The 19,680-nt window shown below is 67.0% G+C and carries 17 protein-coding genes; 6 read left to right on the top strand and 11 right to left on the bottom strand.

Annotated elements, in window-relative coordinates:
* Positions 1-2 precede the first annotated feature (2 nt).
* The gene (locus tag ABZ004_RS04745; protein WP_355678408.1) at positions 3-1,598 is read right to left on the bottom strand and encodes an NAD(P)/FAD-dependent oxidoreductase; all 1,596 of its coding nucleotides are present in this window, start codon (positions 1,596-1,598) and stop codon (positions 3-5) included.
* 349 nt (positions 1,599-1,947) lie between these two features.
* On the opposite strand from ABZ004_RS04745, the gene ABZ004_RS04750 reads away from it, so the two are divergent.
* Positions 1,948-2,358: a hypothetical protein gene (locus ABZ004_RS04750; RefSeq protein WP_355678409.1), complete on the top strand. Its 411-nt coding sequence runs from the start codon at positions 1,948-1,950 to the stop codon at positions 2,356-2,358.
* Positions 2,359-2,440: 82 nt separating this feature from the next.
* Here ABZ004_RS04750 and ABZ004_RS04755 read toward each other — a convergent pair whose 3' ends face one another.
* Positions 2,441-2,662 carry a hypothetical protein gene (locus tag ABZ004_RS04755; RefSeq protein WP_355678410.1) on the bottom strand — a complete coding sequence of 74 codons (222 nt, stop codon included), beginning with the start codon at positions 2,660-2,662 and terminating at the stop codon, positions 2,441-2,443.
* 161 nt (positions 2,663-2,823) lie between these two features.
* On the opposite strand from ABZ004_RS04755, the gene ABZ004_RS04760 reads away from it, so the two are divergent.
* Genes ABZ004_RS04760 through ABZ004_RS04770 form a run of 3 tightly spaced genes read left to right on the top strand, consistent with a single transcriptional unit; the run spans position 2,824 to position 8,686 of the window.
* Positions 2,824-6,678 (top strand): glycosyl hydrolase family 28-related protein, encoded by a 3,855-nt coding sequence (locus tag ABZ004_RS04760; protein ID WP_355678411.1) that lies wholly within the window; start codon positions 2,824-2,826, stop codon positions 6,676-6,678.
* A 13-nt stretch (positions 6,679-6,691) separates the two neighbouring features.
* Positions 6,692-7,783, top strand: coding sequence for a Gfo/Idh/MocA family oxidoreductase (locus ABZ004_RS04765; protein WP_355678412.1), 1,092 nt, complete (start codon positions 6,692-6,694; stop codon positions 7,781-7,783).
* Positions 7,784-7,801: 18 nt separating this feature from the next.
* Positions 7,802-8,686, top strand: a complete 885-nt coding sequence (locus ABZ004_RS04770; RefSeq protein ID WP_355678413.1) for an AraC family transcriptional regulator — start codon at positions 7,802-7,804, stop codon at positions 8,684-8,686.
* Here ABZ004_RS04770 and ABZ004_RS04775 read toward each other — a convergent pair.
* The 9 genes from ABZ004_RS04775 to ABZ004_RS04815 all read right to left on the bottom strand — a co-directional run bounded on the left by ABZ004_RS04775 (position 8,658) and on the right by ABZ004_RS04815 (position 17,788).
* Positions 8,658-9,212 carry a GNAT family protein gene (locus tag ABZ004_RS04775; RefSeq protein ID WP_355678414.1) on the bottom strand — a complete coding sequence of 185 codons (555 nt, stop codon included), beginning with the start codon at positions 9,210-9,212 and terminating at the stop codon, positions 8,658-8,660. The two genes, ABZ004_RS04770 and ABZ004_RS04775, sit on opposite strands and share 29 nt — an antisense overlap.
* Positions 9,209-10,483: an ROK family transcriptional regulator gene (locus tag ABZ004_RS04780; RefSeq protein WP_355678415.1), complete on the bottom strand. Its 1,275-nt coding sequence runs from the start codon at positions 10,481-10,483 to the stop codon at positions 9,209-9,211. The genes ABZ004_RS04775 and ABZ004_RS04780 overlap by 4 nt, the downstream gene beginning before the upstream one ends.
* Before the next feature lie 101 nt (positions 10,484-10,584).
* Positions 10,585-11,850 carry an enolase C-terminal domain-like protein gene (locus tag ABZ004_RS04785; RefSeq protein WP_355678416.1) on the bottom strand — a complete coding sequence of 422 codons (1,266 nt, stop codon included), beginning with the start codon at positions 11,848-11,850 and terminating at the stop codon, positions 10,585-10,587.
* Positions 11,850-12,752, bottom strand: coding sequence for an NAD(P)-dependent oxidoreductase (locus ABZ004_RS04790; RefSeq protein ID WP_355678417.1), 903 nt, complete (start codon positions 12,750-12,752; stop codon positions 11,850-11,852). The genes ABZ004_RS04785 and ABZ004_RS04790 overlap by 1 nt, the downstream gene beginning before the upstream one ends.
* Entirely contained in the window at positions 12,749-13,639 is an 891-nt protein-coding gene (locus tag ABZ004_RS04795; protein WP_355678418.1) for a carbohydrate ABC transporter permease, read from the bottom strand. The genes ABZ004_RS04790 and ABZ004_RS04795 overlap by 4 nt, the downstream gene beginning before the upstream one ends.
* Positions 13,636-14,574: a sugar ABC transporter permease gene (locus ABZ004_RS04800; protein WP_355678419.1), complete on the bottom strand. Its 939-nt coding sequence runs from the start codon at positions 14,572-14,574 to the stop codon at positions 13,636-13,638. Before ABZ004_RS04800 ends, ABZ004_RS04795 begins: the two co-directional genes overlap by 4 nt.
* A 5-nt stretch (positions 14,575-14,579) precedes the next feature.
* Positions 14,580-15,959, bottom strand: a complete 1,380-nt coding sequence (locus ABZ004_RS04805; protein ID WP_355678420.1) for an extracellular solute-binding protein — start codon at positions 15,957-15,959, stop codon at positions 14,580-14,582.
* Positions 15,960-16,221: 262 nt separating this feature from the next.
* Positions 16,222-16,758, bottom strand: a complete 537-nt coding sequence (locus ABZ004_RS04810; protein ID WP_355678421.1) for a hypothetical protein — start codon at positions 16,756-16,758, stop codon at positions 16,222-16,224.
* Between the two features lie 172 nt (positions 16,759-16,930).
* Positions 16,931-17,788 (bottom strand): dihydrodipicolinate synthase family protein, encoded by an 858-nt coding sequence (locus ABZ004_RS04815; RefSeq protein ID WP_355678422.1) that lies wholly within the window; start codon positions 17,786-17,788, stop codon positions 16,931-16,933.
* A 71-nt stretch (positions 17,789-17,859) separates the two neighbouring features.
* On the opposite strand from ABZ004_RS04815, the gene ABZ004_RS04820 reads away from it, so the two are divergent.
* Both ABZ004_RS04820 and ABZ004_RS04825 read left to right on the top strand, forming a co-directional pair.
* Positions 17,860-18,738, top strand: coding sequence for a LysR substrate-binding domain-containing protein (locus ABZ004_RS04820; protein ID WP_355678423.1), 879 nt, complete (start codon positions 17,860-17,862; stop codon positions 18,736-18,738).
* A gap of 75 nt (positions 18,739-18,813) precedes the next feature.
* A complete protein-coding gene (locus tag ABZ004_RS04825) occupies positions 18,814-19,635 on the top strand; it encodes a hypothetical protein (protein WP_355678424.1) in 822 nt (273 codons plus the stop codon).
* Positions 19,636-19,680 lie beyond the last annotated feature (45 nt).

Here is a 19,680-nt window from a genome sequence, read left to right on the forward strand (position 1 = left end):
GATCAGCTCAGCTGGAAGCCCCGGTAGTTGTCGTCGGCGACCTGCGCACAGACCTCGCGGTACTGCGGTGCGCCGCCCAGGTAGACCATGCAGACGCGTGGTTTGCCGGGGATGTTGGCCCCCATGTACCAGGAGTCCGTGCGCGGCAGCAGTGTCTGGTCCGCGATCGCGAGTGTCTGCTCGATCCAGTCCGACTCGGCCTCGGCGGTGGCCTCGATCGTGCGCAGGCCGTTCGCGCGCAGGTGCTCGATCGAATCCGCGATCCAGTCCACGTGGTCCTCGATCGCGAGCGGGCCGTTGTAGAGCACCGCCGGGCTCTGCGGACCGGTGATCAGGAAGAGATTCGGGAATCCGTGCACCCCCAGGCCGAGATAGGTGCGCGGCCCTTCGACCCAGTGCTCCGTCAGTGCCCGGCCCTCGCGGCCGCGAATGCCGAGTTGCTGCAGAGGCCCGCTGATCGCGTCGAAGCCGATCGCCAGCACCACAGCATCGAACTCGTACGACCCCTGCTCGGTCTGGATCCCGGTCGAGGTGAATCGCTGCAGCGCGTTCTTGTGGAGATCGACCAAGGTCACGTTGGGCCGGTTGAACGCCTCATAGTAGTTGGTCTCCAGCGGCGGACGCTTCGTGCCGAACAGATGATCGGTCGGCGTGAGGAGCGCGGCGACCTCGGGGTCGTCGACCCGTTCGCCGATCTTCTCGCGGATGAACTCGGCCACCGCCTCACTCGCGGCCGGGTCGAAGAACAGGTCCTGATAGCTGTCCAGGAACAGCTTGAACCCACCCTGCGACCAGCGCGCCTCGAACGTCGCACGCCGCTCGGCCGGACTGACCGCCACCGCCGACGGCTGGGCCTGCGTGTACGGGATGCCGCTGAAGCTCGAGCGGGAACGGGCCCGCAGCGCCGCGTAGTTCGACTTCAATTGCGACTGGAGTTCGTAGTCGAGCGGGCCGTTGCCGATCGGCATGGCGTAGTTCGGGGTCCGCTGGAACACGGTCAGGTGCGCGGCCTGTTCGGCGACCACCGGGATCACCTGGGTACCGCTCGCGCCGGTGCCGATCACGGCGACCCGCTTGCCGGTGAAGTCGACACCTTCATGGGGCCAGGCCGAGGTGTAGTACACGTCCCCAGCGAAGTCGTCCAGGCCTACGAAGTCCGGCTGCTTGGCGAGCGACTGGTTCCCCACACCGGAGACCAGGAACTGGGCGCGCAGCGTCGCGCCGTCCGACGTACCGATCGTCCAGCCGTCGTTCTCGAAGGTGGCGGACTCCACGCGCGTGCCGAAGCGGATGTCGCGGCGCAGGTCGAAGCGGGCGGCGACGTGGTTGAGGTACCGCAGGATCTCGGGCTGGCCGGCGAACCGCTCCGACCACACCCACTCCTGCTGCAGTTCCTCGGAGAACGAGTAGGAATAGTTGAAACTCTCGATGTCGCACCGGGCGCCCGGGTAACGGTTCCAGTACCAGGTCCCGCCGACGTCACCGGCGAGTTCGACCACCGCGACCGACAGGCCGAGTTGGTCGCGGAACTTGTGCAGTGCGTAGAGCCCGGCGAATCCTGCGCCGACCACGACGACGTCGTAGCTCTGCTCGGTCATTGGTTGGTGTCCCCTCGGTCGGCATCTCGGTGCTGAGACCGTAGGCAGTCCGGGCCGCCTTGTGGGGTGCCTGCGCGGTCGGCTGGTCCGATCGGCCGTGATGTGTGCCTGCTCGGCTTGCCTCGGTAGGCTGCTTGGCATCGGTGCGCGACCCGGCGGCTACGGACGGTTGTCTCAGAGTGCGGGCGGGGTTTGGCAGCGGGTGGGGTCTCTGCCATCATCTTCGGCATGCGTATCTCGCTGTGTTGTTGCTGTTGTTGTCGCTGACGCGCGCCGTCTGAGGCGCGCGAGGCCCTGCCCTTTCTCCAGGCCCGCCCGCCGACACCAGCACCCACAGGACTTACTTCCCATGAATCTCCAGGCTTTCGCCGACCTGCTCGCGTCCCACGGACTCCGCCTGCTGCCGGGCTCGGCCGCGGTCCCGGTCGACGTCCTCGTTCAGTTGCCGGACGCAACAATCGTCCGGTTCACCGCGCGCGGCACCGCACTCCGGTTGCGGCACTACGCCCCAGAGGCACTCACCTCGATCGTCATCGCGGCCGAGTGCGGCTGCGGTGATCACCACCCGCAGACCGGCCCGAACCGCATCACGCTCAGCTCGTACGCCGTTCCGCTGGCCGAACGCGTCCTCGACGGCGAACTCCTCTTCGGCTGGACCCACCACGAAGCCGGCTCACTGCGTCTGGCCGACGCCGCCACCCACTTCTTCACCCTGCTGGAGACCCTAGAGCCCACCCGCACCCTGGTCGGCGTCGCCTAACCACTCCCCCCGCCGCCCACACCAAACAGTCCGCACCCCCCGCAGGCGCAGCCACCTCGGGGTCCGGACACCAAGCCGGCCGTCAGGACAAGGCACTGGCTGTCCGAGGTGCCGGGTTGATGTCCGAGGTGCCGAAATGTTGTCCGTACCCCCGGATGGTGTTGTGGGTGGCGGGTGGCTGTCCGGGATCCTCGTCCTCGGCGCTCTGCGGACTCGCCTGGAATCTCGGTGCCCTGGTCGCGTCCCGGGTTCGTTCGGTGCCGCAGTACTGGCCGTCGTGCTCCAGCGTGAGCTCGCCGGTCACCCGACGAGCGCCGGTTATGCCGACACCTTTGGTGGGCGATCGGCTTCACAGTCCTCTCGATCGTGCCCGCAGTGGCTCTACCGCGGACTCTTGAATAAGTAACACGCATGGTTTAACTTAACCGCGACTGCGCTTCCGGTCCGCCATCTGGAGGTTCCCTGATGACCGCACGCCGCCTGCTCGCCGGGCTGATTCCCGCACTTCTGCTGACCGGTGCGCTCGCCGGAGCCCCACCGGCCCACGCGGCCACGATGTACCCGAGCGGCGTCGGTGCCGACCTGGGAGCGGCACCGACCACCCTCGGCGTACAGCCCTCCGCCGGCCAGGACCCGGCCGGCCTCCAGACCGGGACCGAGCAGGGCCGCACCTACTGGCGTACGAACCAGGCGGCCAACACGAGCTACTTCTCGTTCGACGTCGACCGCACGTACGTCGACGAGCTGAGCACCGACGACGTCGTCGTGAGCGTCACGTATCTCGACAGCGGCACGGGGACGCTCCAGCTCCAGTACGACGCGGCCGCCGACCCCGCGGCGCACGCGGATGACGTACAGCTCACCGGCACCGGGCAATGGAAGATCGGCACCTTCGACCTGAAGGACATCGGGTTCACCGATCGCCTCGGCGGCGCCGACCTGCGACTACAAGGCAGCACGGACATCACCGTCGCCGCCTTGCGGATCAGCACCTTCGGAGCATCGGTCGGGCTCGGCGCCTCGACGATCCAGAACGGCATCTCCCCGCGCGACGGCGATCAGCCGGGCATCGTCACCGGCGTACAGGACGGCCGTTCGTACTGGCAGACGACCAAGGCGACGGGGTTCATGTACATGAACGTCGCTGACAGCTACCTGTACGCCAACCGCAGCCTGGTGCTGATCAGCATCGACTACTTCGACGAGGGCAACGGCCAGTTCGGGTTGCACTACGACTCCCCCGGCGAGACGATCCCGGAGAAGTTCAAGAACTCCGACGTCATCACCTACGGCGACACCAAGACCTGGAAGACCTACACCTTCGCGCTCCCGGACGCGGTGATGACGAACCGCTCGAACGGTTCCGACTTCCGGATCCACACCGGCGACGGCCGCGCCGAGCTCAAGGTCGCCGCGGTCCGGGTCGCCAAGGTCGCGACCGTTCTCGACGTGACCGAAGGCCTGGTCGACCTGATCAACCAGGCCGCCCTGGTCCAGAAGGCAGCGCGCGAAGGCACCCGCGACGGCCAGTTCCCGGTCGGCAGCCGCGCGACCTTCCTGCAGGCAATCGACGAGGCGCGCGCGGTCGCAGCCACGCCGGGCGTCACCGACATACAGGTCAAGGCCGCTCTGCAGACCCTGCAGGCCAAGCTGGATGCGTTCAACGCCTCCGCCGTCGACACGAACTTCGCAACAGCCGGTACGGCGAGCGCAAGTGGCGGCACCGGAGTCGCCAACGCGAACGACGGCGACCACGGCACCGCGTGGACGAGCGGCGCCGGTGATTCCTGGCTGCAGGTGGACCTGAAAGAGCCGCGATCGGTGAACGATGTCCGCGTCGAATGGGGTCAGTCCTCCTCCCCCGACTACACCGTGCAGGTCTCGACCAACGGCACCATGTTCACGACTGTCGGTCGCACCGGCTCCCCAGGTGCGAACCAGTTCAGCCGGACCCGCTTCGCCACCACCAAGGCTCGCTACGTCCGCGTGGTCATGACCGGCGCGGACAACTTCACAGTCAAGGAGCTCCAGCTCCGGGCAGCGCCGGTGGTCAACCCGACGCCGACCCTGGTCCAAACGGTGAACCCGACCGAGGACGGCGTGATCGCCGACTTCGACGCCACCCGGTTCGGCGCCGACCGCAGCGGCCGGAAGGATTCCACCAAGGCGATCCAGAACGCGCTCTACGCCTGCGAGGACGCGGGCGGCGGCACCGTCTGGCTCCCGGCCGGCAAATACCTGGTCAAGGACACCCTCGAGGTGCACGCGTTCTGCACCCTCCGCGGCGACCACCGCAACCCCGACGCCCATGCCAAGGGACATGACGACTACGGCACCGTCGTGATCGCCGACGTTGCCTCGGGCAACGACGGTCCGGTGCTCTTCCGGGTCGGCGGCTCGGCCGGGGTCATCGGCGTCACGACCTACTACCCGCACCAGAGCGCGACCCAGCCGGTCCCCTACAACTACACGTTCGAGATCCCCGGGCACGCCTGGATCGGCAACGAGAACTACATGATGTCGACGATCTCCGACGTCACCATGCTGAACTCCTACCGCGGCATCGGGATCAGCACCTTCCCCAACGACCACGGCAACACCTCCGGCACCGTGCACGAGTCCGCAACGGTCCGGAACGTGAAGGGAACCGTTCTCTTCGAAGGCGCCCGCGCCTACAACGGCTCGGACGTCGGCACGTGGGAGAACCTCACCCTGAGCAACTCCTACTGGGCAACAGCACCCGCGGCGTACAAGCCGCCGGCACGCGCCACGCTCGACGCGTGGACCAGGGCGAACGGCACCGGTCTCGCGCTCGGCGATCTCGAGTGGGACCAGTTCTACAAGATCACGCTCTCCGACTACCGGATCGGGATCAACGTGATCGTCGGCCAGCGCGCCCAGTTCACCGGAAGCTTCCTGGAGCCCGACATCCGGCGTACCGATATCGGCCTCAAGGTCGACGTGATGGACGATCGGTGGGGGCTCACGCTCGCCGGCGGCCGGGTCGAAGGCAGCGTCCAGGCGATCCAGAACAACTCGGCCGGCTACGTGAAGCTCACCGGCACAGCACTCCAGGGAGCGCTCTCCGGCACCATTCACCAGATGGCGGGCACAGCTCCGACCTACAACCAGAAGCCGCTTCCCGGACCGGCACGCAGAAGCCTGTACGTCGCGAACGCGCCGCATGGAGTCGGCTATCTCCCCACGGCCGACGCGACGATCGCAGTACAGAAAGCGCTCGACAAGGCCGGGCGTGACGGAGGCGGCATCGTCTACCTCCCAGCCGGCTTCTACCGGATCAGCACGCACCTCACCGTTCCCGCAAGCGTCGAGTTGCGCGGGTCTTCCGCAGTACCGAACCGCGATCAGAGTGGCGCCAGTGCCGGCACCGTCTTGCAGGCCTTCGAGGGACGGGCGACGACTGCACCCGACTCGGCAACCGCTCTCGTGACGCTGAACGGCACCAAGGCCGGCCTTCGCGGACTGAGAGTCTTCTATCCCGACAACAACCCCGGAAAGCCCGAAGGCGTAGTACCTTATCCGTACGCCGTCCGCGGCAAGGGCACCCAGACGTACGTGATCAACGCGGGCTTCCCGAATGCCTGGAACGGTCTCGACTTCACCACCTACCGCAACGACGGCTTCGTGGTCCGCAAGATCGCGGGCGCCTTCTTCGACCACGCGATCGCCGTCGGCCGGAGTACCGGCGGGCGGATCGAGGGGGTGCTGTCGAACGGGAACGCGGTCACCCGGGTCGGCTACCAGCAGCCGAACTGGATGAACGAGGGGAACATCTTCGAACTCGTGATCGACAAGTACATGCGCAAGACGGCGAAGATCGTCACCGTCGACGGTGCCCGGGCGCTGACCTTGTTCAATGTCTTCGCCTACGGCTTCCACGACGGCCTGGTCGTCAACGACGGCCAGGTGGACGCCTTCAATCTCGGCACCGACAACCTCGGCGACGGCGGGTTCACCGTGAAGGTGGTCAAGGGCGACGTCGAGGCCACCAACCTTGCCCGCTACAACGGCGCCACCAGCACCGGACCGGTCACGCTGCACAACGTGATGGTGATCAACGTGGTCCAGCGACACGTCTCGGTTGCGGTCACCGGCAACGGTACGGCGAAGATTGCCGGGAACGAGTCCGAACCGGGAACGTACGAAGTCGGCGCGCAGGTGACCGTGACGGCGGCGCCCGGATCGGATAGCGTTTTCCAGAACTGGACCGTGAACGGCGAGATCGTGGCCACCACCCCGGCGTACACGTTCACCGTCGCAACGGACCAGGTGCTGACCGCAAACTTCACTGCCGGCTGACCGAAAGGGCGAGATGTCCGAGACGAACAACCACCAGGTCGCCATCGTGGGCTGCGGCATCATCGGCCGCACCCACGCCGACACCATCGCCGCCCGGCCGGATGCCGTCGTGACCGCACTGGTCGACGGCGACCCGGCCGCCCGGGAGGCGCTGGCCGCCCAGCTGAAAGAGGCCGGGCAGCCGGAGCCGAAGGTGTACGGCGACCTGACGGGCGCTCTGTCGGGATCGGACATCTCGCTCGTCGCCATCTGTACGCCGAGTGGGACCCACGCCGCGCTCGCCGAACAGGCACTGGCCGAGAAGAAGCACGTCGTCATCGAGAAGCCGCTCGACGTCGACCTCCCCCGGGCCCGCCGCCTCGGCGCGGCGGCCACCCGGGCCGCGAGCCATGGCGTCGTCTCCTCCGTGATCAGCCAGCACCGCTTCGACCCAGGGAGCGCTCTCGTCGCCCAGGCCATCAAGGCCGGTCGCTTCGGTCAGCTCACCTCGGCCGTCGCCTCCGTCGCCTGGTGGCGAAGCGACGAGTACTACGCGTCCGCCGGCTGGCGAGGCACCTGGGCACAGGACGGCGGCGGCGCGCTGATGAACCAGGGCGTCCACACCGTCGACCTGCTGCTGTGGTTCATGGGCCGGCCGGTGAACATCCAGGCCCAGGCGATCCGTGCCGCCCACCACGCGATCGAGGTCGAGGACACGGTGGTCGCGACCCTGAGCTTCGAGTCCCGCGCAGTCGCGACTTTGCACGCGACCACCGCGGCTTTCCCCGGTGGCCGGACGCGGGTCCAGGTGCACGGCACCGAAGGCGGTGCCGAACTCGAGGACGACCTGCTGCGCCGCTTCAACGTCGACGGCTCCGACGAGGAGGTGACGGTCGACGCGGAACCGCCGGGCGGCCACGTCGCGCAGTACGAGGACATCTTCGATGCCATCGGCAACGGTCAGCAGCCGGGCATCACCGTCCACGACGCGATCGACGCGCTGGCCACCGTCCGCGCCGTCTACATCGCCTCCACCCTCCAGCGGCCGGTCAAGTTCACCGACGTGCTCGAAGGCCGGTACGACGATGTCGAGGTCAGCCGAGGGGTCCGGCTGCCCCCGGACTGAACCTGGTTCAATCGAGTCATGGCCCTGGACGAGTTGCGCGCGTTGATCGCCCGGCACGCGCGCGACGACGGGAGTACGGCGATCGACAACGTGCTGGCGTCGATCGCGACCGAGCCGACCCGGCCGACCGCCTCGACGTCCGGCACGGTGCTGGCGATCATCGCGCAGGGAGCCAAGCGCCTCGTGCTGGGCGACCGGGTCTACGACTACCGCGCCGGGCAGTACCTCGTAGCGTCGGTGGACCTACCGGTCACCGGCCAGTACGTCGAGGCCAGCGCCGCCGAACCGGCCCTCGGTTTCGGGCTCACGCTGCGACCGTCCGCGATCGCCGAGCTGCTCCTGAGCACGGACGAAAGCAGCCGCGGCGGCTCAGCACCGTCGGGGCTCGCAGTCAGCGATGCCTCGTTCGAGCTCCTCGACGCCGCCGTACGGATGCTCCGGCTGCTGGACCGGCCGCGGGACATCCCGGTCCTCGCGCCGATGATCGAGCGGGAGATCCTGTGGCTGCTGATCACCGGTGAGCAAGGCGCGAACGTCCGTCAGCTCGGTCTCGCCGACAGCAGCCTCACGCACGTCGGCCAGGCGGTCAGCTGGATCCGCGAGCACTACGCCGAGACGATCCGCGTCGAGCAACTCGCGCAGCTGGCGCGGATGAGCGTCTCGGCGTTCCATCGCAGTTTCCAGGCGGTCACGGCGATGAGCCCGATCCAGTTCCAGAAGCAGATCCGGTTGCATGAAGCGCGGCTGCTCTTGGTGCTCCGTCCCGACGACGTCGCCGGCGTCGGCTACGCCGTCGGGTACGAGAGCCCGTCGCAGTTCAGCCGCGAGTACCGCCGCCGCTACGGGACACCACCGAGCCAGGACGCCGTCAATCTCAGACTTCGCCCGGCGGCCGCTCGTTGAGAATCCGCTGGAACAGGTTGTGGTTACCCCACTTGCCGTTGATGTAGAGGTAGTTCTCGACCGTCGCGTACTGCTCGAAGCCGTTCTTCCTCAGGACGGCCTGGGACGCGGCGTTGTGCACAGCGGTGCTGGCCGAGATCCGGTGCAGCAGCAGCTCGGTGTCCGCCAGCTCGCAGACCGCGGCGACCGCGGCGGAAGCCAGGCCCTTGCCGGTCTCGGCTTCGTCGACCCAGTAGCCGAGGTCGGCGTTGCGCCAGGCGCCGAGGACGATATTGGTCAGGTTGATCGTGCCGATCACGCGGTCCTCGGTGGCCAGCACCCACGGCACCTGGGTGTCGTTGTCGAGCATCTTCTGGAAGCGGGCAACGTGGAAGGCCGGCGTGTACCAGTCGGGTTGCCGGATCGGCTCGTACGGGCGTAGTTGCTCACGGCATCGGTCCTGTGCCGCGACGTAGGACTCTGCATCGGTGGCCGGCTGCACCGGGCGGAGCACGACCTGGTCGGTGAGTTGGCGGGTCAAGTTCATTTGGGCAGCCTACGAGCCTGGCTCGAGCCTCCGACCCGGGGTGTGAAGGCGTCGTGGAAGATCGTCGAGGCGGCACCGACCGCGGCCGCGTCGGCCTGCAGCATCGATTCCTCGACGGCGACCGTCCGGGTGCCTTTCGCGATCGGGTGCGAATTCACTGCCCGGTCGATTTCTTTCACGAAAACGTCGGCGATTTCCTTTTCGAAGGCCGGGCCGCCGAGAACGATCAGATCGATATCGAGCAGGTCGACCAGTCCGACCGCACCCTGGGCAATGACCGATGCCACTTGGGTAACCGCCTTTGCGGCCGCCGGATCACCGGCGGCGGCAGCTCGGCAAACCGCCTTGTAGCGTTTCGCCTCGTCGGTCGCCTGCGAATCGGTCTCGGTATATCCGAATCCTTCGGCAATCACCGGCAGCGAGGCGGTCGGGTTGCATTCCGCCATCATCCGCGGACCGTTCTGCGGGTCCCACTCCCCCATTTTCAGCGCACACAGCTGGCCGAACTCGCCGGCGTTCGCGGTGAGCCCGCGGTAGATCGATCCGTTCAGGATCAGGCCGCTGCCGACACCGGTGCCGAGGTAGAGGTAGGCGAAGTCGCGGGCCCGCGCGGACCGGCCGATCCAGCGTTCACCGATCGCCGCCGCGGTGCCGTCCTTCTCCACCAGCACCGGGTGACTGAGGCGATGCTGCAGCAGTTGGCGGATCTCCAGACCGCGCCAGGCCGGTTGCAGCGGCAGGTCCAGCAAGGTGCCGTCGGCATTGATCGGGCCGGGCACAGCGACGCCGACACCGAGCATCGAGGCCGGGTCGACCTGGCTGATGCTGAGCGCCGCGGTGACCGTGGCGGCGGCCAGATCGACCAGTCGGCCGGCGTCCAGATCGGCCGCCAGGTCGACGGTCTCGCGGCGCACGATCGTGCCGTCCAGGTCGACCACGGCCACGGTCAGCAACTCGGGGTCGATGTGGATGCCGACGGCATGGGCCGCGTTCGAGCGCAACCGCACCGGCGTACGGGGTTTGCCCAGGCGTTCGGCGCGTTCCTGCTTCTCCTCGACGAGCAGGCCCTGCTGCAGCAGGATCCGTAGGATCCGGGAGACCGACTGCTGGGTCAGGCCGGTCCGGCGGGAGATCTCGGTCCGGCTGATGATGCCGGCCAGCCGGATCGTCTCGATGATCACGGCCTCGTTGAAGGAGCCCAGGTCGTACTGGTTCGCACCGCTGCGCGTCTGCTCGTCGAGCACCGCCGAATCACTGTCGGACGTGACCATCGCCCACCTCCTCGTCGCTAACTTTCCCCGTTGAAAAAACTGTCCCCGGCCCGCCCGCTAGCCGAGATCGTACCTGTCGAATTCGCGCGGGGCGGCGAAGCTCATGGTGCTTCCAGGGCTCCGTCAATTCGACGTACGCCGGCCGCCCATTCATCGTGCCCGGACAGTTGGGCCGGGTAACGGGCAGCGGCCTCCAGGTCGATCTCGATCCCCCAGCCGGGCGTCTCGTTCGGCGTCAGCCAGCCGTCGACGATCCGGAGCGTGCCCGGGAACACCTCGTGCGTGGCGTCGTTGTAGATGTGGCCCTCTTGGATGCCGAAGGCAACAGAACTGACGTCGAGCGCAACGTTCGCGGCCGCACCGATCGGCGAGGTGTCGCCGGGTCCGTGCCACGCCGTACGGACTCCGCACAGCTCGGCCAGGTCGGCCACCTTGCGGGCCGGGGTGAGGCCGCCGATGTCGGAGATGTGTGAGCGGATGAAGTCCACGCCGCCATCACGGACCAGCCGCACGGCGTCCCCCATCGACGTGGTCAGCTCACCAACGGCCAATGGGACGGGCGAAGCAGCCCGTACTTCGGGTAGGCGATCCCAGTGCTCCGGCGGCAGCACATCCTCGAGGAAGAACAACCGATACGGCTCCAAGGACCGAGCAAGCAGCACGGCCTCCTTGGGGGTCAGCCGTGAGTGCACATCGTGAAGCAGCTCGATGTTGTCCGGGAGCGACTGACGGGCCGCCGCGAACAGGTCGGGCGTCGTACGGAGGTAGTCGCGGGCCGACCAGCCGTTGCGGTACGGCGCGTCCGGGTACAGCGTGGCCAGCCGAGGTGCACCATAACCACCGCCGCCGGGTGTCGACACCTGCAGCCGGATGTGGCGCCAGCCTTGCGCGACGAACTCCTTCGCCTGCTCCAGCGTCTCCTCGATGGTGATGCCACCGGCATGGATGTAGGTGTCGGCCGCCGCGCGGACCTTGCCGCCGAGCAGCTCGTAGACCGGCATCCCGGCCCGCTTGCCGGCGATGTCCCACAGCGCTTGGTCGATCCCGGAGATCGCGTTGTTGGTCACCGGGCCGCCTCGCCAGTAGCCGGAGAAGCCGGCCAGCCGGACGAGGTCGCCGATGTCGCCCGGGTACCGGCCGATCAGCAGCCGTGCCAGGTGCTCGTTGACGAACGCCTGCACCGCCTTCCAGCGTTGCGTGAAGGTCGCGCAGCCCAGGCCGTAGAGGCCCGGTTCGGTGGTGTCGATCTTCACCACCACCAGCGGAATGCCTTGCGGTGCGGTCACGATCGCCTGCACCGCCCGGATCCGGACGTCGTCGCGAACCGGCCAGGGCTGGGCGAAGGTGGCGGGTGTCTCCTGCGGCATCAGGTCTCCAGTCGATCGGTGGTCAGTTCGAGTTCGTAGCGCGCCTGGAACCCGAGCACGGTCCGGACGGCGGTCAGATCGATCGGCACCGTGCGCCCGGGGAACCGGCGCAACCGCGGCACTCCCGGTGCGAAGGCGTCCAGCAGCGCCTCGGTCTCGTACGGCGCGTTGGTGGTCGGCGCTGCCACGAAGAACTTGTGAGCCCCGGACAAGGTTGCCGTCAGCCCCAGTTCGATCGCGTACGCCGCATCGCGGGTATCCAGATACGACCATCCCTCCCGTACGCCGGGCGCCGGGTTCTCCCGCATTCGCTCGGCCTGCCGCAGCAGCACGTCGGCCGAGTTCACGTGCGGGAACCGGAACGACACCACATCGATCCCCCACTGTCGCCAGGCCATCCGGGCGGTGTTCTCGTCGTTCTGCTTCGACAACGAATACCAGTCGGCAACATCGGACGGGATGTTCTCGTCCAGCGGGAAATACGCCGGCAGCGGCTCCTGCGGATTCATCGGTACGCCGTACGCGTTGATGCTGCTCGCAACCACGGCCCGCTTGATGCCACGGGCACCGGCCTGCGCGAGCACGTTGAACGTGGAGATCACGTTGCCCGTGTACACGTCATACGGCGTACCGGCGTCTCGATGCGCCAAGGCGGCCAGGTGCACCACCAGCTCGACATCCTCCAGCGCCGTCGCGACGTCGTCCTCGGACCGGGTGTCGCCGATCACCACCCGGTCGGCCTTCAACGCCGGGTCCTCGACGATGCTCAACGTGGTCACCAGGGCGCCGAGATCGTTCAGATGACGCGTGGTGACCGACCCGATCCGCCCGGTCGCCCCCGTCACCAGCACCCGGCGCCCCGCCAACCCACCCGCCTTCTGCTTTCCTTCCCTTGAACTCACTCCTTGATACCCCCACTCATCCCGACTCCTCTGAGGAACTGCTTCTGGAATATCAAGAAGAGCACTACGGGGATCAGAACCGCCAGGAATAGAGCGCTCATCTGCAAGGACAGATCTGTCGTCTTCTGCACTCTCGGCAGTGCGACCGAGATCGGCTGCAACTTCGGATCCGGCAGGACCAGGAGCGGCCAGAGGTAGTCCTTCCAGGAACCGATCACGGTGAGCAGGGCGACCACACCGATGATCGGTTTCGACATCGGCAGGATGAGTGCCGTGAAGAGCCTCAGGTTGCTCGCACCGTCGATGCGCGCCGCCTCGATCAGTTCGCGCGGAATCGCGTCGAAGTACCGTTTCATCACCAAGATGTTGAACGCGCCGGCCGCTTGCGGCAGCCAGACCGCCCAGAAGGTGTTCTGCAGGTTCCAGCCGAACACCGGCATCTTGAGGATGGTCAGGTAGAGCGGGACCAGCGAGATCACGCCGGGCAGGAACAAGGTGGCCAGCACGGCGCCGGTGATGATCCCGCCCCACTTCGGGCGCAGCACGCTCAGCACGAAGGCGCCCGTCGTACAGACGAACAGGGTCGAGATCAGCGATCCGATCGCGATGATCGCCGTGTTGCCGAGGTACGAACCGATCTGCACCTGGGTCCAGGCGTCCGGCACGTTATGCCATTGGATACCGCTCGGCCACAGCGACATCGGTCCCCGGATGATGTCCTGGCTCGTCGACAGCCCGGACTTCAGCAGCCACAGCAGCGGGCCGACCCCGGCGATCACGACGCCGATGAACAGCAGCACCTGGATGATGGGCAGTCCGTACTGGATCAGCGGCCGGCGCCGGTCCATGGACGAGATGATGCCGCGCTCCGGCGCCTCCGCGGTCATGTCGTACTCCAACGTCTGGTCAGGAAGTGGTAGACGACCGACAGCACGCACAGCACCAGCGCGAGCAGCACGCTGAGGGCGGTGGCCGCACCGAAGTCGCCGTTGATGAAGGCATAGCGGTAGATCAGCAGCAGGATCGTGGTGGTCGCGTTGTCCGGACCGCCGCCGGTGAACAGGAACGGTTCGGTGAACACCTGGAACGTCCCGATCAGCTGCAGCAGCATCATGATCAGGATGATTCCGCGGATCTGCGGGATCGTGACGTGCCAGACCCGTCGCCAGATCCCGGCCCCGTCCAGCTCAGCGGCTTCATACAGTTCGTTCCGTACGCCGGTGAGCGCGGCCAGGTAGATGATCGAGGTGGCTCCCGCGCCGGCCCAGGTCGCCTCCAGCACGATCGCCGGCATCGCCAGGTGTGGCGAGTTCAGCCAGGCGTACGGGCCGAGGCCGACCCAGCCGAGGATCGCGTTGAAGACACCGGAACCGGGGTCGTAGAAGTACTTCCACAGCAGGATCGCGACCACCGGCGGTACGACGGCCGGCAGGTAGGAGATCACGTTGTAGAGCCAGCCGGTCTTCCGCAGCTCGCTGATGAACACCGCCAGGAACAGCGGCACCGGGAAACCGAAGACGAGTGCCAGCAACGCGAAGTACAGGGTGTTGATCGTTGCTTGTGGCAACTGTGGGTCGGTCAGCACGTAGCTGAAGTTGGACCAGCCGACCCACTCGGCCGGTGCGACCAGGTTGTTCTTCTGGAAGGCGAGGACCAGACCGCGCACGATCGGGCCCCAGGAGAAGTACAGGAACGTCAGCACCAGCGGCAGGGCGAACAGCACCGCGCTGAGACCGCCGGAGCGCAACCAGGTGGCTGGGCTCCGGCGGGACCTCTCAGGCTCCGCGGTGGTGATGGTGACGGGCTTGGTCAGGAGGGCCATGACGGCTACCGGGCCAGGCGGGCGTCGATCTTCGAAGCGGCGTCGGTGAGTAACTTGTCGATGTCCGCGTCCTTCTTGGTCAGCACCTGCTGCACGACCGGGTCGAGCAGGGCGTAGACCTCCTGGCCCTTGTTGGACGGCTCCGGCAGCAGCTTCAGCGTCTTGGTCGACTCGATGTAGCCCTTGAACTGCTCCACCGGGACGTTGTTGTAGGGCTCACGCCACTTGTTGTACTGGTCGTAGGTCTCCTGGCTCAGCGGCGTCACGCCCGGCCGGCCGACGAAACCCTTGTCGGCGATCGCGTTCTTCGCGTCCTGAACGGCGAGCTCCTGGCTGGTGTACTTGTCGAACTCCTGCGACTTGATCCACTTCAGCGCGGCGACGATCTCGTTCTTCGTCGACTTCGGGTTGATCATCTTGATCGAGCCACCGGTCAGCGTGCCGAACGGGCCGCCGTCCTGCGGAAGCGCGCCCTCGCCGAAGTCGGCGGGCTTCATGCCGAAGTTCTTCACACACATGTCGTAGGCGTCCGGCGCCTGCATGATCATGCCGATCTTGCCGGCCGCGAAGTCCTGCCGGGCCTCCTCCTGGTTGTAGAGGAAGTTGGTGCCCATCGTGTTGTCGGTCCAGCGCATGTCCTTCAGCAACTGCAGCGCCTTCTTCGTCGGCGCGTCGTTGAAGGTGCTCTTCTTGCCGTCGTCGCTCTGGACCGTGCCACCCATGCTGTAGGTCATCGTGGTGAGCATCCAGCCACCGGTGTTGTCCTTGGTCAGCTGCGCGTAGCCGGCCTTACCGGTCTTCTCGGTGATCTGCTTCGCGTACTGACGGACCTCGTCCCAGTTCGTCGGCGGCTTGTCGGGGTCCAGCCCGGCCTGCTTGAACAATGCCCGGTTGTAGGCAAGCCCGACGGAGAAGGCCTCGAACGGTACGCCGTAGATCCGGCCCTTGTCGTCCTGGACCAGCTTGAGGGTGTTGGGGTTCAGGTCCTTGGTGAGGTCGACCAGCTTCAGCTCGTCGGTGATGTCCGGCAGCTGCTTGTTCGGGATCATGTTCAGCGGCTCGGTGAAGCTGATGCTCATCACGGTCGGGAGCGAGCCACCTGCCACCTGAGCTTGGAAGGTCTGCGCGTCCCACGAGGTCTCGGTCGACTTCACGGTGATGTTCGGGTGTGCGTCCATGAACTTCTTGACGTTGCGGTCGAACGAAGCGACGTCGGCGGGCTTGTCGGGCTTCGGCCGGTTCCCGACCGTGATCGTGACGGGTGCGTTCTCGTCGATCGAACCGCTGCTGCTCGCCGCGGGGGTGTTGCCGTCCGCACAGGCTGCCGCCGCCAGCAGCAGCGCTGCCGAAGTCAGGGTGACGACACACCTAGCCGTTCTCTTCATCTCGGAACTCCTCAAATTTCCGGGAGCACCCCGCCACCGGGCCGGTCCGGGGGTGTGCTCTGGGCCACACAAAGCCCAATTCCGAGTAAGTTAAACCATGCGTGTTACTTTATCAACAGCCAAAACCTCGAGACTCACCCCACCGGCAAATCAGCTCTCGCCCGAAGCGGCACGTCCGGCAGCTCGGCGACTTTGTGCACCAACTGAGTACGCCGACCGCGAGCGGGTGCTCAGGTCGTGCACCAAGCGGGTTGGCGGTGGGTCAGGTGGAGAGGAGGCGGATGCGTTCGCGCAGGCGGTTCGCTCGGGAGAAGGCTTGCCAGGTCAGGACGCCGGTGCAGATCAGGGCAAGCGCTGCGGGCAGGGCGAAGACCACGAGCACCCAGCCGGGGGCGTTGGTACTGGCGATCATCACCGCGGTGGCGCCGAACAGCGGGAAGATCGTGAGCGCGATGCTCTTCGGTGGCGTGAGGCTGAGCTGGTGCCTGGCGATCTTCAGGGCGGCTTCCCGGACGGCCGGGTCGGCGGGGATCTCGCCGTGTCCGGCTGCGTGGAAGGCGGCCGCCGCGGCGTCGGGCGGGAGGTTGCCGGCCGCAGTACGGACGAGTTCGCGCCGTGCTCGGGCCTGCCGCTCGATCAGGCTGCCGATGAGGGAAGCAGCGAGTGCGCCGCACGCCAACGCCGCCGGCCACGGTGCTGGAGTTGCCGAGATGACGAAGAGGATCACAACGGCACCAGCAGTAGCACCGGCCGCGACGGGCATTGCCCAGCGCGAAGAGGTCAGGGAGGCGGTCTGCACAGGCTGATGGTCGCGCAGGACCGGCTCACAGGCCAGCTTCTTCGGCGTTGGATCGCCTGGGTCGAGGTCGGTCAGGGCGCGATCGGCTGGGCCACGAGGGCGGCGTCGAGCGCGGAACTGCTCGCCGCGAGGGCGGGCGGCGACCGACCAGACCAGGCGCCGCTAGACCGAGTCAGGCCGGGACGGGGTGGGTTAGGAGTGCCGCGTCGAGGGAGGTGGGGGTGGCGGGGAGGAGTGGGAGACGGACGTCGGGGGTGGGGATCAGGCCGTGGGCGTGGAGGGTGGCTTTGATGACGGTGGGGTTGGGCTCGGCGAAGAGGGCTTTCGAGAGGCGGGACAGGCGGTGGCCTAGGGAGCGGGCCGTGGTGAGGTCGCCGGTTTGCCAAGCGTGGATGAGCTGGGCGAAGCGGGTGGTTTCGAGGTGGGCTGAGGCGAGGATGGCGCCGTGGGCACCTAGGGCCAGGAGCGGAGAGATGAAGAGGTCGTCGCCGCCCAGTACTGCGAAGTCTGGTGGCAGGTCGGCCACCAGGGCGATCGTCTCCTCGGTGATTCCGGCTGCGTACTTCACGCCGATCACGTTCGGGAGAGCCGCCAGCTGTCGGAGTGAATCAGCGGAGAGAGGCTGCCCCGTGCGGTAGGGCACGTGGTAGATCACGAGAGGAACTGGGCTGTTGGCTGCGAGCTGGGTCAGGTAGGCGACGGCGCCGGCTTCGCCTGGTCGGACGAACGGCGGTACGACGGTCAGAGCGGCGTCGGCTCTCGCCCGCAGGTCCTCCAGGGTGTCTGGCGTCGAGGCACCGACGAGAAGTTGAGCGTGATGTTCGCGGCAGACGCGGGTGGCGACGTCGATGACCGCTTGGCGTTCTGCTTCGGTGAGCGAGCTTGGCTCACCGGTGGTACCAAGGGCGACCAAGCCGGCCGCTCCCTCGGAGAGCACGCGTCGGGCAAGCGACTCCAGCGCATCCAGAGCGACGGCTCCAGACGAATCGAACGGCGTGATCAACGGGACGTACAGGCCGGTGAGCGTCATGGCACCAGCCTCGGGGCAGCCGACAGCCAAGGTCCAGTTCCGATTCGTACGCCGAATCGTAAGCTGTGCTTATGCTCGACGTCCGCCGGCTCCGGCTGCTCCGCGACCTCGCCCGGCTTGGAACGATCGCGGCGGTGGCGAAGGTCCATACCTACACACCGTCGGCCGTCTCCCAGCAATTGGCAGCGCTGGAGCGGGAAGCCGGCGTGCCGCTGCTCGAGCGATCCGGGCGTCGGGTGGTGCTCACATCGGCCGGGAGCGTCCTCGCGAAGCATGCCGAGACGGTGTTGTCGGCGCTCGAGGAAGCAGGAGCCGCCGTCGCCGCGGCCGGCGACGAGTTGGCCGGCCCGTTCCGGATCGGGGCGTTTCCTACCGCAGTACGGACCTTGTTGCCGGGGGCATTGGTCACGCTCGGGCGGGATCATCCGGGTCTGGAGTTGATGGTGACCGAGGTGGATCCGGCTGATGCTCCCGAGGGTTTGCGCGACGGCCGATTGGATGTCGCTCTGGTGCACGACTACGACGTGTTGCCGACGCCGCCTGGTCAGGGGTTGGAGGAGTCGCCGCTGCTGGAGGAGACGGTGTTCCTCGCGGGAGTTGGGTTCGACAGCATCCGTAGTACGAAGGACTCCGCATGGATCGCGGGGACTCCGGGCACGGTCTGCCATGCGGTGACGTTGCAGCTGTGCCACTCCGCAGGCTTCAGCCCGCGCATCCGGCACTATGCCGACGACTTCGCAGCAGTGCTCGCGCTCGTCGCCGCTGGACAAGGCGTCTCGCTAGTGCCGCAGCTAGCGGCAGCCGACCCGCCTCCCGGCGTACGGCTACTCCCCCTTGACGCGCGGCGGCGGACCCGGATCGCGCATCGGCCAGGAGCCGCTCAGCATCCAGCTGTAGTGGCCTTCAGTGAAGCAGTGCGCGCTTCAACCGCTGCCTACCTCACGGACTGATCGCAACAAACCACCACCTTCCTGCATCGAGCGGGTAGGACCGGGTGTTTGCCCGGCTGAACTGGAGGTTGGCGGATGGTTGCGGTGGATGTCACCGGATTCTGGGAGAACGGCTGGACGATCGTCCGTGGGGTGTACACGAAGGACGATGTGCAGCGACTGCGGGAGGCGGCGTACTGGTCCAGGAAGCACTTCGGCGGCGACCTGCTCGCCAATGCGCGGCTGCGCGAAGTACTGACCGACGGCAACTTCGTCCGGATCGCACAGCAGATCCTCGGCGAGGACAAGATCCTGTACGCCGGTGACAGTGCGTTCACGGTCAACGGGATCCAGCGGGGGTTCCACAAGGACAACGCCGACCGGATCGACCCGAACGCACCGGACTGGCAAGGTCGCTACACGGTCCTACGGTTCGGCGTCTATCTGCAGGATCACTACCGCCACACAGGCGGTCTCAACCTGCGCCACCAGTCGCACAACACTCCTGACGTGAACGTGGGCAAGCCTCTCTACGTCCGCAGCCGGGTCGGGGACGTGGTGGTGTGGAGCCTCCGTACGACGCACAGTGGCAACGGCCTGCAGCTGAAGTTCCCGAAGTCGAAGGTGCCGCTGCCGCACGAGCATGACAAGTACGCGAAGTGGCGGGTGGCGAGCAAGGACGGCGACCGGATCGCCCTGTTCGCGGCGCTCGGCCTCGACGACGCGCACATGAGCCGGTACACCGACTATCTGAAGACCCGCAAGTACATCTGCGACATCTGGCGCAAGAGCCGCTACGACCAGGCTGCCCTGTCCGCGGCGGAGCAGGCCGGCCTGCTCGTCCGCAACCTTCCGGTCGAGACCGCGAACGACACCACCGTCGGGCAGAACGCCGACTACGTCGCTCTGCCCTACTAGATGACTCCGGGTTGGGGAGGTCGGAGGGAAGCCTCCCCCACCCCG

This window comes from Kribbella sp. NPDC006257, assembly GCF_040613535.1.
Lineage (GTDB): Bacteria > Actinomycetota > Actinomycetes > Propionibacteriales > Kribbellaceae > Kribbella.

What these genes read in the sequence shown, in the direction of transcription:
- ABZ004_RS04770 (WP_355678413.1), top strand. Translation starts at nt 7,802, where the DNA reads ATGGCCCTGGACGAGTTGCGCGCGTTGATCGCCCGGCACGCGCGCGAC.
- ABZ004_RS04765 (WP_355678412.1), top strand. Translation starts at nt 6,692, where the DNA reads ATGTCCGAGACGAACAACCACCAGGTCGCCATCGTGGGCTGCGGCATC.
- ABZ004_RS04785 (WP_355678416.1), bottom strand. Translation starts at nt 11,850, where the DNA reads ATGCCGCAGGAGACACCCGCCACCTTCGCCCAGCCCTGGCCGGTTCGC.
- ABZ004_RS04825 (WP_355678424.1), top strand. Translation starts at nt 18,814, where the DNA reads ATGGTTGCGGTGGATGTCACCGGATTCTGGGAGAACGGCTGGACGATC.
- ABZ004_RS04780 (WP_355678415.1), bottom strand. Translation starts at nt 10,483, where the DNA reads ATGGTCACGTCCGACAGTGATTCGGCGGTGCTCGACGAGCAGACGCGC.
- ABZ004_RS04745 (WP_355678408.1), bottom strand. Translation starts at nt 1,598, where the DNA reads ATGACCGAGCAGAGCTACGACGTCGTCGTGGTCGGCGCAGGATTCGCC.
- ABZ004_RS04775 (WP_355678414.1), bottom strand. Translation starts at nt 9,212, where the DNA reads ATGAACTTGACCCGCCAACTCACCGACCAGGTCGTGCTCCGCCCGGTG.
- ABZ004_RS04760 (WP_355678411.1), top strand. Translation starts at nt 2,824, where the DNA reads ATGACCGCACGCCGCCTGCTCGCCGGGCTGATTCCCGCACTTCTGCTG.
- ABZ004_RS04815 (WP_355678422.1), bottom strand. Translation starts at nt 17,788, where the DNA reads ATGACGCTCACCGGCCTGTACGTCCCGTTGATCACGCCGTTCGATTCG.
- ABZ004_RS04800 (WP_355678419.1), bottom strand. Translation starts at nt 14,574, where the DNA reads ATGGCCCTCCTGACCAAGCCCGTCACCATCACCACCGCGGAGCCTGAG.
- ABZ004_RS04805 (WP_355678420.1), bottom strand. Translation starts at nt 15,959, where the DNA reads ATGAAGAGAACGGCTAGGTGTGTCGTCACCCTGACTTCGGCAGCGCTG.
- ABZ004_RS04820 (WP_355678423.1), top strand. Translation starts at nt 17,860, where the DNA reads ATGCTCGACGTCCGCCGGCTCCGGCTGCTCCGCGACCTCGCCCGGCTT.
- ABZ004_RS04750 (WP_355678409.1), top strand. Translation starts at nt 1,948, where the DNA reads ATGAATCTCCAGGCTTTCGCCGACCTGCTCGCGTCCCACGGACTCCGC.
- ABZ004_RS04795 (WP_355678418.1), bottom strand. Translation starts at nt 13,639, where the DNA reads ATGACCGCGGAGGCGCCGGAGCGCGGCATCATCTCGTCCATGGACCGG.